The sequence below is a fragment of the Streptomyces sp. NPDC047081 genome (assembly GCF_040643775.1).
Taxonomy (GTDB): domain Bacteria; phylum Actinomycetota; class Actinomycetes; order Streptomycetales; family Streptomycetaceae; genus Streptomyces.
Map to the genome: position 1 here is coordinate 122731 of NZ_JBEYUY010000010.1, position 14223 is coordinate 136953.

The 14223-nt window shown below is 73.1% G+C and carries 14 protein-coding genes; 6 read left to right on the top strand and 8 right to left on the bottom strand.

Annotated elements, in window-relative coordinates; genetic code table 11:
• Positions 1 to 131: 131 nt before the first annotated feature.
• The 3 genes from ABZ848_RS20750 to ABZ848_RS20760 all read right to left on the bottom strand — a co-directional run bounded on the left by ABZ848_RS20750 (position 132) and on the right by ABZ848_RS20760 (position 3708).
• Positions 132 to 1628 (bottom strand): HEAT repeat domain-containing protein, encoded by a 1497-nt coding sequence (locus tag ABZ848_RS20750; RefSeq protein ID WP_360833766.1) that lies wholly within the window; start codon positions 1626 to 1628, stop codon positions 132 to 134.
• Positions 1629 to 1763: 135 nt separating this feature from the next.
• Entirely contained in the window at positions 1764 to 2339 is a 576-nt protein-coding gene (locus tag ABZ848_RS20755) for a phosphatase PAP2 family protein (RefSeq protein WP_360833768.1), read from the bottom strand.
• Entirely contained in the window at positions 2332 to 3708 is a 1377-nt protein-coding gene (locus ABZ848_RS20760) for a diacylglycerol kinase family protein (protein ID WP_360834130.1), read from the bottom strand. The genes ABZ848_RS20755 and ABZ848_RS20760 overlap by 8 nt, the downstream gene beginning before the upstream one ends.
• A 488-nt stretch (positions 3709 to 4196) precedes the next feature.
• On the opposite strand from ABZ848_RS20760, the gene ABZ848_RS20765 reads away from it, so the two are divergent.
• Together ABZ848_RS20765 and ABZ848_RS20770 are read left to right on the top strand one after the other, a co-directional pair.
• Positions 4197 to 4604 carry an ATP-binding protein gene (locus ABZ848_RS20765; RefSeq protein WP_360833770.1) on the top strand — a complete coding sequence of 136 codons (408 nt, stop codon included), beginning with the start codon at positions 4197 to 4199 and terminating at the stop codon, positions 4602 to 4604.
• Between the two features lie 114 nt (positions 4605 to 4718).
• Positions 4719 to 5618 carry a protein-glutamate O-methyltransferase CheR gene (locus ABZ848_RS20770; protein WP_360833772.1) on the top strand — a complete coding sequence of 300 codons (900 nt, stop codon included), beginning with the start codon at positions 4719 to 4721 and terminating at the stop codon, positions 5616 to 5618.
• 80 nt (positions 5619 to 5698) lie between these two features.
• On the opposite strand, the gene ABZ848_RS20775 is transcribed toward ABZ848_RS20770, so the two are convergent.
• Positions 5699 to 6622 (bottom strand): LysR family transcriptional regulator, encoded by a 924-nt coding sequence (locus ABZ848_RS20775; RefSeq protein ID WP_360833774.1) that lies wholly within the window; start codon positions 6620 to 6622, stop codon positions 5699 to 5701.
• Between the two features lie 72 nt (positions 6623 to 6694).
• Here ABZ848_RS20775 and ABZ848_RS20780 point away from each other — a divergent pair, with 72 nt between their 5' ends.
• On the top strand, positions 6695 to 7582 hold the full coding sequence (locus ABZ848_RS20780; protein WP_360833776.1) for an SDR family NAD(P)-dependent oxidoreductase: 888 nt from the start codon (positions 6695 to 6697) through the stop codon (positions 7580 to 7582).
• Between the two features lies 1 nt (position 7583).
• Here the strand turns inward: ABZ848_RS20780 and ABZ848_RS20785 are convergent, their stop codons facing one another.
• On the bottom strand, positions 7584 to 9278 hold the full coding sequence (locus ABZ848_RS20785) for a hypothetical protein (protein ID WP_360833778.1): 1695 nt from the start codon (positions 9276 to 9278) through the stop codon (positions 7584 to 7586).
• 284 nt (positions 9279 to 9562) lie between these two features.
• On the opposite strand from ABZ848_RS20785, the gene ABZ848_RS20790 reads away from it, so the two are divergent.
• Positions 9563 to 10285, top strand: coding sequence for an FAD binding domain-containing protein (locus ABZ848_RS20790; RefSeq protein WP_360833780.1), 723 nt, complete (start codon positions 9563 to 9565; stop codon positions 10283 to 10285).
• Here ABZ848_RS20790 and ABZ848_RS20795 read toward each other — a convergent pair.
• Positions 10278 to 11243 (bottom strand): alpha/beta hydrolase, encoded by a 966-nt coding sequence (locus ABZ848_RS20795; RefSeq protein WP_360834132.1) that lies wholly within the window; start codon positions 11241 to 11243, stop codon positions 10278 to 10280. The two genes, ABZ848_RS20790 and ABZ848_RS20795, sit on opposite strands and share 8 nt — an antisense overlap.
• 124 nt (positions 11244 to 11367) lie before the next feature.
• Here ABZ848_RS20795 and ABZ848_RS20800 point away from each other — a divergent pair, with 124 nt between their 5' ends.
• Both ABZ848_RS20800 and ABZ848_RS20805 read left to right on the top strand, forming a co-directional pair.
• Entirely contained in the window at positions 11368 to 11952 is a 585-nt protein-coding gene (locus ABZ848_RS20800; RefSeq protein WP_360834134.1) for a TetR/AcrR family transcriptional regulator, read from the top strand.
• On the top strand, positions 11953 to 12603 hold the full coding sequence (locus ABZ848_RS20805) for a hypothetical protein (RefSeq protein WP_360833782.1): 651 nt from the start codon (positions 11953 to 11955) through the stop codon (positions 12601 to 12603).
• Between the two features lie 2 nt (positions 12604 to 12605).
• On the opposite strand, the gene ABZ848_RS20810 is transcribed toward ABZ848_RS20805, so the two are convergent.
• Positions 12606 to 13307: a hypothetical protein gene (locus ABZ848_RS20810; protein WP_360833784.1), complete on the bottom strand. Its 702-nt coding sequence runs from the start codon at positions 13305 to 13307 to the stop codon at positions 12606 to 12608.
• A gap of 66 nt (positions 13308 to 13373) precedes the next feature.
• The gene (locus tag ABZ848_RS20815) at positions 13374 to 14114 is read right to left on the bottom strand and encodes a GntR family transcriptional regulator (RefSeq protein WP_360833786.1); all 741 of its coding nucleotides are present in this window, start codon (positions 14112 to 14114) and stop codon (positions 13374 to 13376) included.
• Between the last annotated feature and the right edge of the window lie 109 nt (positions 14115 to 14223).

Consider the following 14223-nt stretch of genomic DNA (forward strand, 5'->3'; position numbering starts at 1 on the left):
GCGTGCTCCAAGGCGTCCCTGCGCTCAGGAGCCACCAAGGGCCCCTTCCCCACCTCTCGACGTCGAACAGCCTGCCAGCCGGTGCTGTGAACCTGCCCTCGCTTTACCCAATTGAGGCCGAGAGCGGATATTTACCGACCAACCTCCGCCAGAGCCTCGAGCAGCCCGGCCGCGGCCTGCTGGAGGCGAGGTGACCCCTCCGTGGTGAACGTGAGCAGGCGTTCGCGCACTCCCGCGCTCTCCGGCGGCGGCGTTCCGGAGGCTTTCACCCAGCGCTTCAGACCGAGGGCCGCCTGATAGCGGACGCTCTCGTGCGGGTCTTCGAGGCCGTCGAGGAGGCGGCGCACGTCCTCGCGGGCGTTCCTGTCTCCGGGGGCGCGCGGGTCGAGGAGCGAGAGGGCAGCGGCCCGGACCTCCGTCGACGGTGTCCGATCCGCGAGGTCTCGTACGGCGGGGAGGGCTTGGGGCAGATGGGCCAGGACGTTGCGGGTCCGCCACACGTTGTCCGGGACGGACGAGAGATGCGTGACCAGCGACCTGACCACCGCAGGGCGCTCCCAGGGACGCAACCCACCGCGGACCAGGGCACTCAGCCCCTCCATCGCACCTGCTCGGAGCGCGGGGTCGGCGTCGTCGAGGAGAGGAAGCAGCAGCCATACGGCGTGCCGGGCGCCCGACTCCCCGACGGCCATGGCGGCGGCCGCCCGGGTGGGGCCGGAGAGAGTGCGGTCGTCGAGCACGGCGCGCAGCCGCGCGGCGGCCTCGGGGGTGTCGACGGCGCCGAGGGCGTGAGCGGCGGCGGGGCCGGCCTCCGCGTGGTGGAGCCAGCGCGCGGCGAGGCCGGTGACGCGTCGGTCGCCGAGCCGGCCGAGCAGGTTCAGCAGCCATCCGGCTGCTTCGGGGTCCCGCTCGTCCGCGAGGGCGGTCGCCAAGGCGTCGGCGGCCGAGTCTTCGCCGGTGCGCGCGAGCCGCCGCGCCGCGGCGATCCGCACCTGCGGGCACTCGTCGCGCAGTGCGTCGAGCAGCGAGTCGTGGAGCCGTGCGTTGCAGCGCGCGGGGAGCATGTCCAGGGCACGGGCGCGGGCGGGGCCTGTGCCCTCCCGTGCCGCCCGGACCACTTCGGCCTCCACGGCCGGATCGCGCTTGTGTTTACGGACCAGACCGTCGGCGCGGCCCCATACCGCCGGGTCCGGGTCGCCGAGGAGTCGGACCAACGCGGGGATGTCGCCCGGAGTGCCCAGCGTTCTGAGCGCCTCCAGTGCGTTGATCCGCAGGTGGTGGTCGGGGTCGCGCAGCAGTTGCCGGAACGCCTCGGTCGCCGCCTCGCCGTCCAGGGCCAGCCGGATCGCGGCGCGCGAAGCCCTGCGCCGCACGATCGGGTCCTCGTCGGCCATGAGTGCCGGGAGCGTCTGTGCGCCCGCGTCCCGGTCGCCGATCCGGCCGAGGGCCTGGGCCGCGGCAGCCCGCACCGCGGGTTCGGGGTCGCGTGTGGCCCGTACGAGATGAGCGCTGTGCTCGGGTCGGCCGATCCTGCCCAGGCCCTTGACCGCAGCCTCACGCCGCCCCGGGCCCGCTTCCGGGTCCGCCAACTCCCGCAGGAAGTAAGCGACCTGATGCTCGGAGTACATGTCCCCCCTCGGCCCGTGTCTCCCGGCCGGCAGATTGTTCCGCAGCTTCCCCATCACCGATCCGGCGCCCTGTTCCCCGCCGCCCCAAGCTAAGACTCCTCAGGCGCCCGCAGGTTGTACCCGGCACAACCCCCGTCAGCCGTCCCAGCTCGCCGCGGCGAGTACCGCGGCCGCCGCGCCCGTGCCCAGGACCGCGCCGGCGATGACGTCGCCCGGGTAGTGCACGCCGGTGTGGATGCGGGAGTAGCCCACCGCGCAGGCCAGCAGGCCGAGCGGGACCGTGGCGGCCGGGAAGGCGGGCCCCACGGCCGCGGCGAAGGCTACCGCCGAGGCGGTGTGGCCGGAGGGGAAGGACGCGGACGCGGGCATGGGTACGTGCCGTCCCGGGAACGGCGAGTCCTCGGCGCGGTGCGGGCGCGGTCGGCGCAGCAGGCGCTTGCCGAGGAGGTTCGCGGTGGCCGAGGCCACGGCCACCGCCCCGACACCGAGCGCGGCGGCGCGGCGCGAGCGGCCGGGGCGCAGGGCCAGCAGGCCGGCGATCGCGAAGGAGATCTTGGAGTGGTCGGCCGCCGCGGACAGCCGGCGCAGGGCGTCGTCCAGCGTGGGTGTCCTGGTGACCGTGACGGCCTCGTAGAGCGCCTGGTCGAGGGCGGCGAGGTCGCGCAACAGGCCTCGCTCCGCCGGGTGTTCGGGCGGCAGTCGGTCAGGCATCGCTGTGCTCCTGCTTCTTCTCGGTAGGAACGGGGGTGCGGCCGAGCGCGAGGCGGACCACGCGCCGCCAGTCGACGGAGGGGGCGACGTAGGGCGCGCCGGGCCGGTGTCTGGGCACCCGCACCCGGAGTGCGCCGGGCCGCACCGTGCAGACGACCGGCGGCGGCAGGGTGAGCGCCTCGCCGTCGACGGCCACCGCGATGAGCTCCTCCTCGGCCTCCACGACGACCTGACGGGACGTCAAGGACGTTATCCCGGCCGCCCGTTCGCCGAGCAGGACCACTTCGGCGGCCTGCGCAGCGCCCTCGACGCGGACGGCGATCACGCCGAGTCTGCCGCCGTCGAGCCGCGGTCGGCGCCCGCCGGCGAGGGGGTCGGCGCGCGCGTACGGGTTGTTGCTGACGAGAAGGGCCTGCGGTGCGTGCAACTCCTTGTCGTCCGCGCGGACTTCGAGGGTGGTGCCGGCGTCGCCCGCGAGGAGGTCCGGGAGTTGGTCAAGGGCGGTGGCCGCCTTGGCGTCGCGGTAGTCGGGACTCTGCACGATCTCCGCGTACGTCCCGAACGAGACCGTGTTGACGAACGGCCGCCCGGAGACGTCGCCGAGGTCGATGCGGAGTTCCACCCCGTCGGTGAGCGCGTCCAGGCTGCTGGCGGGGTTCTCCCGGTCGAGGCCCAGGTCCATGGCGAAGTGGTTGCGGGTCCCGGCGGTCACGACCATGAACGGCAGCCCGTGCTCGGCGGCCACCCCGGCCACCAGGGCCTGTGTGCCGTCGCCACCGGCCACTCCGAGCAGGTCCGCTCCTTCGGCCACCGCCTGCCGGGCCAGCTCAACGGGGTCGGGGTTGGTGTCGAGGTCCAGGAGGATCACGCGGGCGCCGAGGGCCTCGGCCCGCTCCACCAGGTCGTGCCGGCCGACCTTCCCGCCACCCGACCGGGGGTTCATGATGATCACGGGCCGGCGCGGCGGCCGGGCCGAGCGGGAGTGCATTCCGTGCGGCTTGCGCAGGCGGCGCAGGGCGCTTCTGGCGCAGGCGAGCGCTGCGGTCCAGGACGCGAGCGCCGCCATGGCCACCACCCACAGGCCGGACACCGCGTACAGCACGAGAACGGCCACCGGCGCGGCCACGGCCAGCAGGGCACCGAAGAGGCGCGGCACGCCCCGGTGCGCGAGCGCCCACCAAAGACCCGCACCGGCCAGACCGAGCCCGACCAGACCGAGCACCAGCACCGCCCACTGTCCGGCGGTCGCCACGAAGGCGACGGCCCCGGCAAGGCACAGCAGCGCGAGCCGGGCCAGGCCCCGAGCCACGCCCAGCTCTCCGCCGGAGCCGTGCGGCTCCGCCTCGCTCGTCGTACGGGTCACGTCCATGCTGCGACGGGCGGTGCGCCCTGCCTCCCCCTCCATGGTCGTCACGGCCTGCCGGTGCGGCATCCCGGCGTCCATGATCCCGGTCCGGCCGGAACGGCGCCACCAGCATGGCCTGCTCCCCCGTACCACCGTGTACGCCCCCGAAGCGCCCCTCCGTTGCGATGGCGCGCGCCGTCGGAGTTCGGCCTTTCTGCCGGTCGCGGGCAGGTGTCCGACTGGTCAGACGTGCGGGTTGACAGCGTGGGCGGTCCCGTCGAACGAGCACTCCGGTGGCCGGGAAATCGTCCGCGACCTGCGGGCATCCCCGCGCCGGCCACTCCTGGCCCGCGTGCCGATTCGATGCCGTACTGCCTGATGAGACGGCAGCGGCGACTTCCGGCCGGATCGGGCTTGGCGTGATGGCACGTGCCGGGCGGGCCGAAGTGCCGACACCCCGTCAGGGTGCGCTTCCATTTGTGTTCGATCCATGCAGACGGCAAGGAGCACCTGTGCTGAGACGCGACGCCTTCAGACTGCCCCGCCATCCGACCTCGGTGGCCTGTGCCCGGCGGCGCGTGCGGCACCATCTCACGGCGTGGGGGCACAAACCCGACGACGAGGTCACCGAGGAGGTCGTGCTGCTCGTCTCCGAGCTCGCGGCGAACGTGGTGCGGCACGCGCCCGCGCCGTCGCAGGAGTTCGAGATCGCGGTGACCGCGCTGGCGGACGACTCCTGCTTCATCGAGGTCTCCGACGAGAGCCCGACGCTGCCGGCGCTGCGGACCGTGCCCTCCTGGGAGGAGGAGAGCGGGCGCGGACTGCGGCTGGTCGACGCCGTCGCCCGCACCTGGGGTGTGCACCAGCGCGGCGGACACGGCAAGACCGTGTGGGCCCTGGTCGCTTCCGGCCCTCCCTAGCCGGACGCCGGCAGTCCCGACTCGGCCCAGGGGTGAGCGAGGCATGGATTTCGGGTACCCGTGGGCTTGGACCGTCGCCTCCAGGCGGGTCCGAGCAGATGCCGAGGTGCAGCCATGGGTGATGCGCGGCGCGTCACGGAGTCCGACCGCCTGCCGGACGAGTGGGGCAGAATCCTCGACCTGCTGCGCCAGGCACGCGGCTTCACGTTCACCGGTTACAAGCACGGCGTGCTGCAACGGTGTGTCGGCCGCCGGATGGCCGTGCTCGGCATCACCTCCTACACCGCGTACCGGCAGCGGCTCGCGGCCGGCCCCGGCGAGTGCGACCGGCTCCTGCGCACGCTGCTGATCGGCACCACCTCCTTCTTCCGCGACCCGCGGGCCTGGGACTACCTGCGCCAGGAGATCGTTCCGGAACTGCTGGAAAAGAGCGTTCCCAACAGGGACGTCCGCGTGTGGAGCGCCGGCTGCGCCCGCGGCGAGGAGGCGTACTCGCTGGCCATCCTGTTCGCGGAGGCGCTCGGCCGGGGACCCGTTCTGCCCCGCGTCAGGATCTTCGCCACGGACGTGGACCCGGACGCGCTCCACGTCGCCCGGAGCGGGGTGTACCCCGACAGGGCGGTGACCGCGATGCCCTCGCGGCTGCGGGACACCTACCTCGTCCCGCACGGCGACCAGTTCCGGATCCGTTCCGGTCTGCGGTACTCCGTGGTGTTCGGCCGGCACGACATCATGCGCGACGTGCCGCTGTCCGGGGTCGACCTGCTGGTCTGCCGCAACACGCTCATGTACTTCGACAGGACGACCCAGGCCGGTGTACTCGACGGGTTCCGCTTCGCCCTGCGGAACGGGGGGTTCCTCTTCCTCGGCCGGGCGGAGACGCTGGTGGCGTACGGCCACGGCAGCTTCGAGCCGGTGGAGCGGCGGCAGCGGATCTACCGACGGCTGCCCGACAGCGCGGCGGTCGGGGAGCCTACGCCGGCTGCTGCCCGGCGGCGTGATCGGCGGCGCTGAGTCTCGACTGCGCGGACATGCCGGAGCCGGTCAGCCCTACCTCGCCTTTCAACGGCCCGAGATTCCAAGCACGCGGACGGTCACGGCGGTGTGCCGGTGTCGAGGGCCGCCGCGCGCAGGGCCGCGGCGACGCGGGCGACCGGTTCGGCCGGCGGCTGGGGCATGCGGGCCAGCAGGAGGCGTCGCTGTTCCTGGGGTCCGCCGCGGACCGGCAGGATGCGTACGCCCGCCGGTGCGGCGGGGGCGAGGGTGGCGGGCACGGTGGTCAGGCCGAGACCGGCGGCGACCAGGTGCAGTTTCGCGAGCCAGTCACGCGCGGTGTGGGCGATCTCGGGCCGTTCGTCGAGGCCGGGCCATACGCCCATCAGCCGGTCCTCACCGGACGTGGAACCGGCGATCCAGCGCTGCCCGCGCAGGTCGGCCACGTCGACGAACTCGCCGCGCGCGAGCGGGTGGGCGGCGGGCAGGGCGAGGCACAGGGCGCGTTCGCCGAGCGTGCGCAGGGCCAGCGGCGGCGATTCGGCGTCCGGCGGCCGGAACGGCGGCGCCGACGCCAGCAGCGCGAGGTCCAGGCTCCCGGCCCGCAACGCACGTACGAGCGCCGGGGTGCTGCCCTCCCGGGTGACGACCCGGAGGGCGGGGTCCGTCTCCCTCAGCCGGGCCAGCGCCCTGGGCAGCAGTACGGCGCCGGCGCTCGGGAACCAGCCCAGCCGGACGGTCCCGGCCTGCCCGGGCCGGCCGGACAACTCCCGCGCGGCCGCGTCGATCTCGTCGAGCACCGACTTGGCGCGCCGCAGCACGATGTGCCCGGCCGGGGTGAGACGCGCGCCGTCCCGCCGCCGCTCCAGCAGTTCCGTACCGGCCGCTCGTTCGATCGCGGCGATCTGCCGGGACACCGCGGACTGGGTGTAGCCCAGCGAGGCGGCGGCCGCGGTGAAGGTGGACTGCTCGGCGACCGCGCGGAAGACCCGTAGTGCGGTGAGGGACACGTCGGTGAAGTCCATGACGATTCCGCATGATAGCTGTGCCGGGTTCTCGTTGGACTCATGGCACGGGACGTTCCTAGCGTTGTCTGCATGACCTCATCACGCATCGCCCTCGTGACGGGCGCCAACCAGGGTCTGGGCCGAGCCCTCGTCGAGGGGCTCGCGGCCCGGATGGATCCCGAGGACCTGGTCCTGCTCACCGGCCGCGACCCGCGGCGGGTCGCCGACGCCGCCCGTGAGGTGGCCCGACTGCCCGGAACACGCAGCCGGGTCGAGGGACGGGTACTGGACGTCACCGACACGGACGCCATCGCACGGCTCGCCGACGAGCTCACCGCACGGCACGGCGGGGTGGACGTGGTGATCTCCAACGCGGTCGCCCGCGTGCTCCCCGACGAGTCGCAGGCGGCGCGCGCCGACGAGTTCATCGACGTCTCCAACACCGCCACCCACGCTGTCCTGCGCTCCTTCGGTCCCGTCCTGCGCCCGGGCGGCCGGCTCCTCGTGGTGGCCAGCAGCCTGGGTACCCTCGGCCATCTCGACCCCCGGCTGCACCACCTCTTCGACGGGGCGGACCTGGAGCAGGTCGAGTACGCCGTCGAGTCCTGGCGCAGCGCCGTCCACAACAGGACGTCCGAGGAGGCGGGTTGGCCTCGCTGGCTCAACGTGCCCTCGAAGGTCGCCCAGGTCGCGGCCGTGCGCGCGGTCGCCGCCGAGCGCCGGGAGCGGGACCTCGCCGAGGGCACCCTGATCGCCTCGGTCTGCCCCGGGATGGTCGACACGGCCACGTCCCGCCCCTGGTTCAGCGACTACGGCCACGCCCAGTCCCCCGACCGCGCCGCCGGCCCCGTCCTCGACCTGGTCCTCGCCGACCACGTGGACCCGGCCCTGTACGGCGAGTTGGTGCGCTTCGGCAAGCCCCTGCCGTGGCACGACGGTACGCCCCTGGTCGAGCAGGACCGGCTGCTCACACCCTGACTCAGGCGCCGCCGGAGCAACACCCGTCCCCGGGCGCGGACTTCGCGGCGGTCTCCAGCCGGCAGAAACAGGACGCCTCGACCGGTACGTCCGCCAGTGCCGTGGCGATCTTCAGCTGCTGGGCCACGATCCCGGCCTCGCCCTCCTTGCCGAGCCGTACGAGGCATTCGTGGAAGCCGTGCAGGGCCCAGACGTTGGCCGGGTGCTGCTGGGCGCGCGGGAGGGTGCCGTCGAGCCCGAGGTCGGCGCGGTAGACCGCCTCCGCCTCGGCGACCCGGCCCTGTTCGAGGAGAAGCGCTCCGTAGGCGTGCCGGGTGGGCTGCATCCAGCCCCAGGGTTCGTCGTACGGGAGGCCGTCGTCCAGCTCGATCGACCGGCGCAGGGCCGCGAACGCCTCCTCGTGCCGGCCCCTGCGGTACTCCAGCTCGCCGTCGAGCATCGCGGCGGCGATCGCCAGGATGTCGGCGCAGGTGTTGTTGAACAGCATCCGCGTCTCCGGCACACGCTCGACCGCCGCCCGGAACAGCTCGCGCTCGGTGTCGGCCTCGTCGACGCGGCCCGTGGCGGAGAGCGCGACTCCGCGCGCGTAGTGCAGCATCGCCGTGGTGACGCAGTAGAGGCGCTGGTCCTCGGGCATCGACAGGCGCAGGACGTCGTCCCAGCGGCCGAAGCGGATGAGCGCGTGCACCCGCATGGCGAGGAAGCCCTCCAGCCAGTCCGCCATGGGCGGGCTCTGCACGCGCAGCAGTTCCTCGGGCACGGCCGCTTCGAGCCGGCCCACCGTGTCGATCGCCTCCTGGAAGCGGCCGAGGAACATGGCGCCGTAGATCTTGAAGTGGAGGTTGTGACACCGGTAGAGGGTGTAGAAGTTCATCGCCCCGGCCCGGGCGTGGTACTTCTCGTCGGCCTCGATCGCGTCGGTGTTGTCGCTGATCACCCGGCGGTAGTCGCCGCAGAGGACCTCCAGGTGCGAGGGCATGTGCTGGAGGTGTCCCGCGTCCGGTACGAGGCCGCGCAGCCGGTCGCCGGCGGGCAGGGCGGCCTCGGGGGTCGGGGACATCTCCATCAGGTGGATGTACAGGTGGAGCAGGCCCGGGTGGACCGCGCCCGCTTCCGTGCCGAGCGCCCGCTCCAGCACGGCCCTGGCCTCGGTGGTGCGCGAGCCGGGCGCCGGGGTGCCGGTGCGGATGTCCCACAGCTGCCAAGGGGTCAGGTTCATCATGGCGTCCGCGTAGAGGGTGGCCACGTCGAGGTCGTCGGGCGCCAGTTGGTGGACGGCCCGCATGCTGTCGGCGTAGGCGGTGTTCCAGACGGCGCAGGTCTCGACGGCGGGGGCCTGTTCCTGCGGGTAGCGGGCGCGCAGTGCGCCGATGAGGGCCTGCTCGACGGGCGTGGCGCCGGCCGCCTTGGCGTGGGCGCGTTCGACGGCGGCGTGGGTGCGCTCGACGGTCCGCGACAGGTCCTGCTCGTCGAAGAACTCCCAGGGCTTGTTGTAGTTGGGGCCCAGCGCGTAGGCGATGCCCCAGTCGGCCATGGCGCAGTCGGGGTCCGCCGCGGCGGCCGCCTCGAAGCAGCGGACGGCCTCCTCGTGGTTGAAGGCGTACGTCCAGTTCAGGCCCCGGTCGAACCAGCTCTGCGCCTCGGCGGACGAGGTCGTCACGCGCCGGGTGTGGCCACCGAGGTCGTAGTAGGTCATCCGGGCTCCTCAACTCTACGGCCGCCGCTTCGCACGATGCCCCAATCATGCCTTTTCGCCGGTACGACGACCCGGCGGACCGCGTCCGGGTGGTGCGCGCGTCGGCTCGCGAGCCCTCGTCACGCTCCGTGGGCGCGCACCGTGCCGCAGTGAGCCCTGTGTGCGCCTCCACCACGCTGGGGAAAATGCGCCATGTGACCGGTCGTCGGCCGGACATGGTGCAGCTCAGTTCCAAGTCGTCGAGGAAGCCGGCTCCAAGTCGTACAGAAAGCAGGTCCGCTCCCGTGCTGTTGCGTCTTCCCGAGTCCGTGTCCGAAGCACAGGAGTGCCTGGCCGAGGGAGCGGTGCCCATCGGCGGGGCCACGCTCGTGTGGGCCGGCTGGCAACGGGACGGATTCCCCGAGCAGGCCGTGTCGCTCCGCAACCTGCCGGAGGCCAATGTCATCGCGTCGGGCGCGCTCGGCTCCGCCGTGGTGCTGCACCGGATAGACGACCGCGTGCCCGAGGTGCTGCGACGGGCGGCCGGCTCGGTGGGGACCGGTGCGGTACGCCGGACCGCCACCGTCGGCGGCAACATCGTCGGCAGCACGCTGCGCTGTCTGCTCCCGGCCGCGCTGGTGCTGGACGCGCGTGCCACCGTGCTGGAGCGGGACCGGGTCTTCGAGACCGACCTCGCCGAACTCCTCGCCAAGCACCACCTGTTGCTCAGCCTGCGCTGGAGCGACCCGGTCGCGAGCAGCTACCGCAAGCTGGAGGGCGACGCCGGCGGCCCGCCGCCGCTCGTCGTCGCCGCCGCGGTGCACGACCTCGGGGACGGGAACCGTCTGCTGCGCGTCGCCGTGCGCGACGGGTACGAGGTGCTCGCGGACAGCACCCCCTGTGACGCCGGGCCCGACCAGGCGATCGGCGCCCTGCGCGACACCGCCGTCGGCACGCTGCACGACGCGGCCTGGGACGTGGTGCGCGAACACGTCACCGAGCTCCTGCAGCGCCCGGAGTTCAATTGAGGCCGTCCGGAGTGCAGTTGAGACCGCCCGGAATCAGGAATGACCTGAGCGCGGTGAGCATCTCGTCGGGCGTCTCCTCCGCGGGGTAGTGCCCGCAGCCGGGAATGACCACCGTCTCGACGTCGTCCGCGGCGAGCCGCATCGTCGCGCCGACGCCCTCGCCCAGGTTCTCCCCTCCCCCGATCGCCAGAACGGGCAGCTCCAGCCGCCGGGCCCGACGCCGCTCGTTCTGCGCGACGGTGGTGTCGAGCGCGCGGTAGAACGCGAAGCTCGAGCGCAGCGCGGCCGGGTCCTCGGCGAGGGTGTCGACGTAGTGCCGTACCGCGTGATCCGGCAGCGGCTTCGCCGCCTTGGTGGCGAACTGGTGGCCGAAGAAGAGGTCTTCACGGCCGCGGACGAGTTCTTCGTTGAGACCGGAGAGCCGGTTGAAGGCGAAGTGCCAGAGGCGGTCGTTGGTCTCGCGGCTGCTGAGGAGCGGCGGCGACGGGGACAGACCGGGGATGGCCGCCTCGGCGACCGCGAGGCGGTCGATGCGGGCCGGGTGGTCGGCGGCGAGGGCGTAGCCGACCCACATGCCCACGTCGTGCCCGACCATCGAGAACCGCTCGTGCCCGAGCGCCGCCATGAGCGCCACCGCGTCGCTCGCGAGCGTGCCGGTGTCGTAGCCGTCGGCCGGCTTGCCGGACTCCCCGACGCCGCGTGCGTCGAGCGCGACGACGCGGAAGTCCCGGGCGAGCGCGGGCATGAGCAGCCGCCAGGCGTACCAGGTCTGGGGCCAGCCGGCGTGGAGCAGCAGGGCGGGGCCGTCTCCGCCGGTGACGGCGTGCAGAGGGACGTCGCCGATGTCGACGTAACGACTGGTGAAGGTCCGGCCGAACCCCTCCGGGAGACGTGGCGCCTGCGCGACGGACCCCCGGCCCTCGGGGACGGACGGGCCGTTTGCGGCGTTGGTCACCATCATCCTCATCCTCGTTTCGTCGGCCGCGACGGGCGGGCATCACGCTAGCCATCCTGGATCGATCGGTCAAAGATGGTGGGCGCATACTTGGACCGATCGATCCAGGAGCGGGAGGGTGAGCGGCATGTCCGGCCGGAAGCAGTTCGACGTCGGGACGGCCCTGGACCAGGCCATGCGGGTGTTCTGGCAGCACGGGTACGAGGGCGCCTCGCTCGACGCGCTGGGCTCCGCCACCGGCCTCGGACGGGGTTCGCTGTACGGCGCCTTCGGCAACAAGGACGCGCTGTTCCGCCGGTGCCTGGACCGCTATGCCTCGATCTACGCGGCCCGGCACGAGGCGGCCCTCGCGGCGCACGCCGGTGACCCCGTACGTGCCGTGGAGGCCTTCTTCGGCGCGACGCTGGCCCGGATCGCCGACCCGTCGGTCCCGGACGGCTGCCTCATCGCCCAGTCCGCCGCCCAGTCACCGGCGCTGAGGGCGGAGAACGGCGCCCATGTGCGCGCCCTGGTCGAGGCCCAACGGCGCCGGGTGCGCGGGGCGCTGGCCGGCGCCGCCCCCGACGTACTCGACGAACTGGCCCTCTACGTCGTCGCCGTCAACCAGTCCCTCGCCGTCCTGAGCCGAGCCGGCACACCCGTGGACGAGCTGCGCGTCGTCACCCGCCTGGCCTGCGCCACGGTGGCGCACACCCTCGCCGAAGGAGACTGAATGCGTCTCGGAGTGGTCGTCGCCGTCCTGTACTGCACGCAGTTCAGCCGGGAGTTGGGCGATGCGGAGGTCGAGCACATCGCCGGCATGGTCCTGGAGCGCCCCTTCTACGACCTCACGGTGGAGGAGCAGTACGCGGGCATCGAAGCGGTCCTCGCCGCCGGGACCTGGGACGAGGACCTGTCCTGGCAGCCGCACGACGAGCCGTCGATCCGGGACTTCCTGCGCCGCCTGCTGGAGCACCTGGACGCGCGGCGGCCGTGGCGGGAGCCGCCGATGCGCGCGCTGGGCTTCGACCGATGGGAGGAGTACAAGCACGGGGTGCTGCTGGCGCACATACGCCTGTTCGCGCCCTCCCAGGACCGGCTGCACGCGCGTCTGCGGACCGTGCCCGGGGACAGGGACCAACTCCGCGGAGTCGTGCTGCGGCTGGGGTCCGGGGACGAAGTCGCCGTGGTGGCGCCGCCGTTGCCGGACGGGTACGACGCGGTGCTGATGGCGCTGCCTCCGCACCGGGGCGCGGCGCAGGTGATCGACGCGTTCGTCACGCACGTGGCGTACGAGCGCGACCGCGTGTCCCCGCCGGCGCGGGTGTGGCCCTGGCGCCGGGGCGCGCCGCTGCCTCCCGGGGTGCGGCCCGCCCGCGCCTGAGCTCAGCGGTCCAGATCGCCCGCGTCCAGCACCTCGGCCGCCTTCGGTGCGTGCACGTCCAGCGTCTCGTCGAAGTCGCCGAAGGACGTGGTGGTGTGGAAGTCGCCGCCCTCGTAGACCGTCTTCAGCAGGTACGGCCTGCCCTGCGTCGCCACGTAGAAGGTGTACGTCCCGCCCTTGTCGGCCTCGTCGGTGACCTTGAGCGCGATGGCCTCCTTGCCATCGACGTGGGTGGGCTCGCCCTTCGTCGCCGTGCCGAAGGAGTCGTAGGGGCGCTCGCAGGAGGTGAGGCCGTTCTCACCGTCCTGGCCCGCCTCGACCGGCGACTTGAACCAGAACCTCTGCTCTGTCTTCACGCTCGTGTCGCCGTTCCACTTCTGGAGGTAGGCGCGGTCCGGGCGGACGTAGTCCGTGTCGCCGATGCGGATCTGTTCCAGCGTGCCGCCCTCGGACCAACTCGTCCTGGCCCGGCACCGCTTGTCCAGGTCGGTCACCAGCCGGGTGGTGGCCGTGCCGCCCTTCGTCGCGGTGCTGGTGACCTCGACCGTCACCGACTTCAGCGCGCGCATGGTGTCGTTGGCGTCGTCGAGCAGTTCCTCGGCGGACCGGTCCTCGGTGCCGCCGTCGCCGCCGCAGCCCGACAGGGCCGCTCCCGCCAGCAGACACGTCAGAGCGGCGGTCACCGCGGCGGGCATGTTCCGCATGAAAGCGCTCCCCGTTGTGGCCATGATCAGCCCGGGGAGCCTACCAAGCGCCCGGCGCCCGGCAGTTCACTCCGCCGTCTTGCGCGCGAGCGCGTTGTTGGCCGTCGAGTTGTGCACGCTGAAGCTCACGGCGTCCGAGCGGTAGCGGTCGTCCGACCACTCCACCGGGCGCCCCTCGCGTGTCGTGGTGACACGGCGGACGCGCAGCAGGGGGCTGGTGCGGCGGATGCCGAGGAGTTCGGCGTCCTGGGCGCTCGCCGCGACCGCGTCGATGACGTGCTCGCCGTACGCGAAGACGAGGCCCGTGCTGTCGAAGAGCTGCTGGGTGACCGACGCGGCGTCGGGGTCGATGACCTCGACCGCGGGTGAGATCCAGTCGGCGTACACGGTGCGCTCGACCAGGACCGGTTCGCCGTCCAGGCCACGCACACGCAGGACGTGCAACACCTGGGTGCCCTCGCGGAGTTGGAGGCGGGCCGCGTCCTGCGCGGTGGCCGGCAGGTACTCCTGCGCCACCACGTGCCCGGTCGCCTCGCGGCCCATCGCGCGGGCCCACTGGGCGAAGCTGCGCAGCTCGGCGAAGCTCTGGCTGCGGCGGCTCGCGAGGACCACCCGGCGGGCGCCCTGACGGGAGCCGATGAGCCCCTCCGTGGTCAGCGCGGCGACGGCCTGGCGAACGGTGCCGCGCGAGACGCCGTAGTGCGCGGCGAGCTCGGTCTCGGCGGGCAGCCTGCTGCCGACCGCGTACTCCTCGCGGTCGATCGCCCGCCGCAGTTCGTCGGCGATCTCCTCGTGTCGCGTCGCCACCGTTTCCCTCCGAGTCGGCCGCTGTGCACAGCGTGACCACCCTAATCGAGAGCGGTCGGCGACTGCGCTTACCCCGAACTGTGCAGGGATTGGGAGGTCACAATTTCGC

Coding starts and splice junctions, on each gene's coding strand:
- ABZ848_RS20805 (WP_360833782.1), top strand. CDS start 11,953: ATGCGTCTCGGAGTGGTCGTCGCCGTCCTGTACTGCACGCAGTTCAGC.
- ABZ848_RS20775 (WP_360833774.1), bottom strand. CDS start 6,622: ATGGACTTCACCGACGTGTCCCTCACCGCACTACGGGTCTTCCGCGCG.
- ABZ848_RS20810 (WP_360833784.1), bottom strand. CDS start 13,307: ATGCGGAACATGCCCGCCGCGGTGACCGCCGCTCTGACGTGTCTGCTG.
- ABZ848_RS20750 (WP_360833766.1), bottom strand. CDS start 1,628: ATGTACTCCGAGCATCAGGTCGCTTACTTCCTGCGGGAGTTGGCGGAC.
- ABZ848_RS20770 (WP_360833772.1), top strand. CDS start 4,719: ATGGGTGATGCGCGGCGCGTCACGGAGTCCGACCGCCTGCCGGACGAG.
- ABZ848_RS20795 (WP_360834132.1), bottom strand. CDS start 11,243: ATGGTGACCAACGCCGCAAACGGCCCGTCCGTCCCCGAGGGCCGGGGG.
- ABZ848_RS20755 (WP_360833768.1), bottom strand. CDS start 2,339: ATGCCTGACCGACTGCCGCCCGAACACCCGGCGGAGCGAGGCCTGTTG.
- ABZ848_RS20785 (WP_360833778.1), bottom strand. CDS start 9,278: ATGACCTACTACGACCTCGGTGGCCACACCCGGCGCGTGACGACCTCG.
- ABZ848_RS20780 (WP_360833776.1), top strand. CDS start 6,695: ATGACCTCATCACGCATCGCCCTCGTGACGGGCGCCAACCAGGGTCTG.
- ABZ848_RS20800 (WP_360834134.1), top strand. CDS start 11,368: ATGTCCGGCCGGAAGCAGTTCGACGTCGGGACGGCCCTGGACCAGGCC.
- ABZ848_RS20760 (WP_360834130.1), bottom strand. CDS start 3,708: ATGGACGTGACCCGTACGACGAGCGAGGCGGAGCCGCACGGCTCCGGC.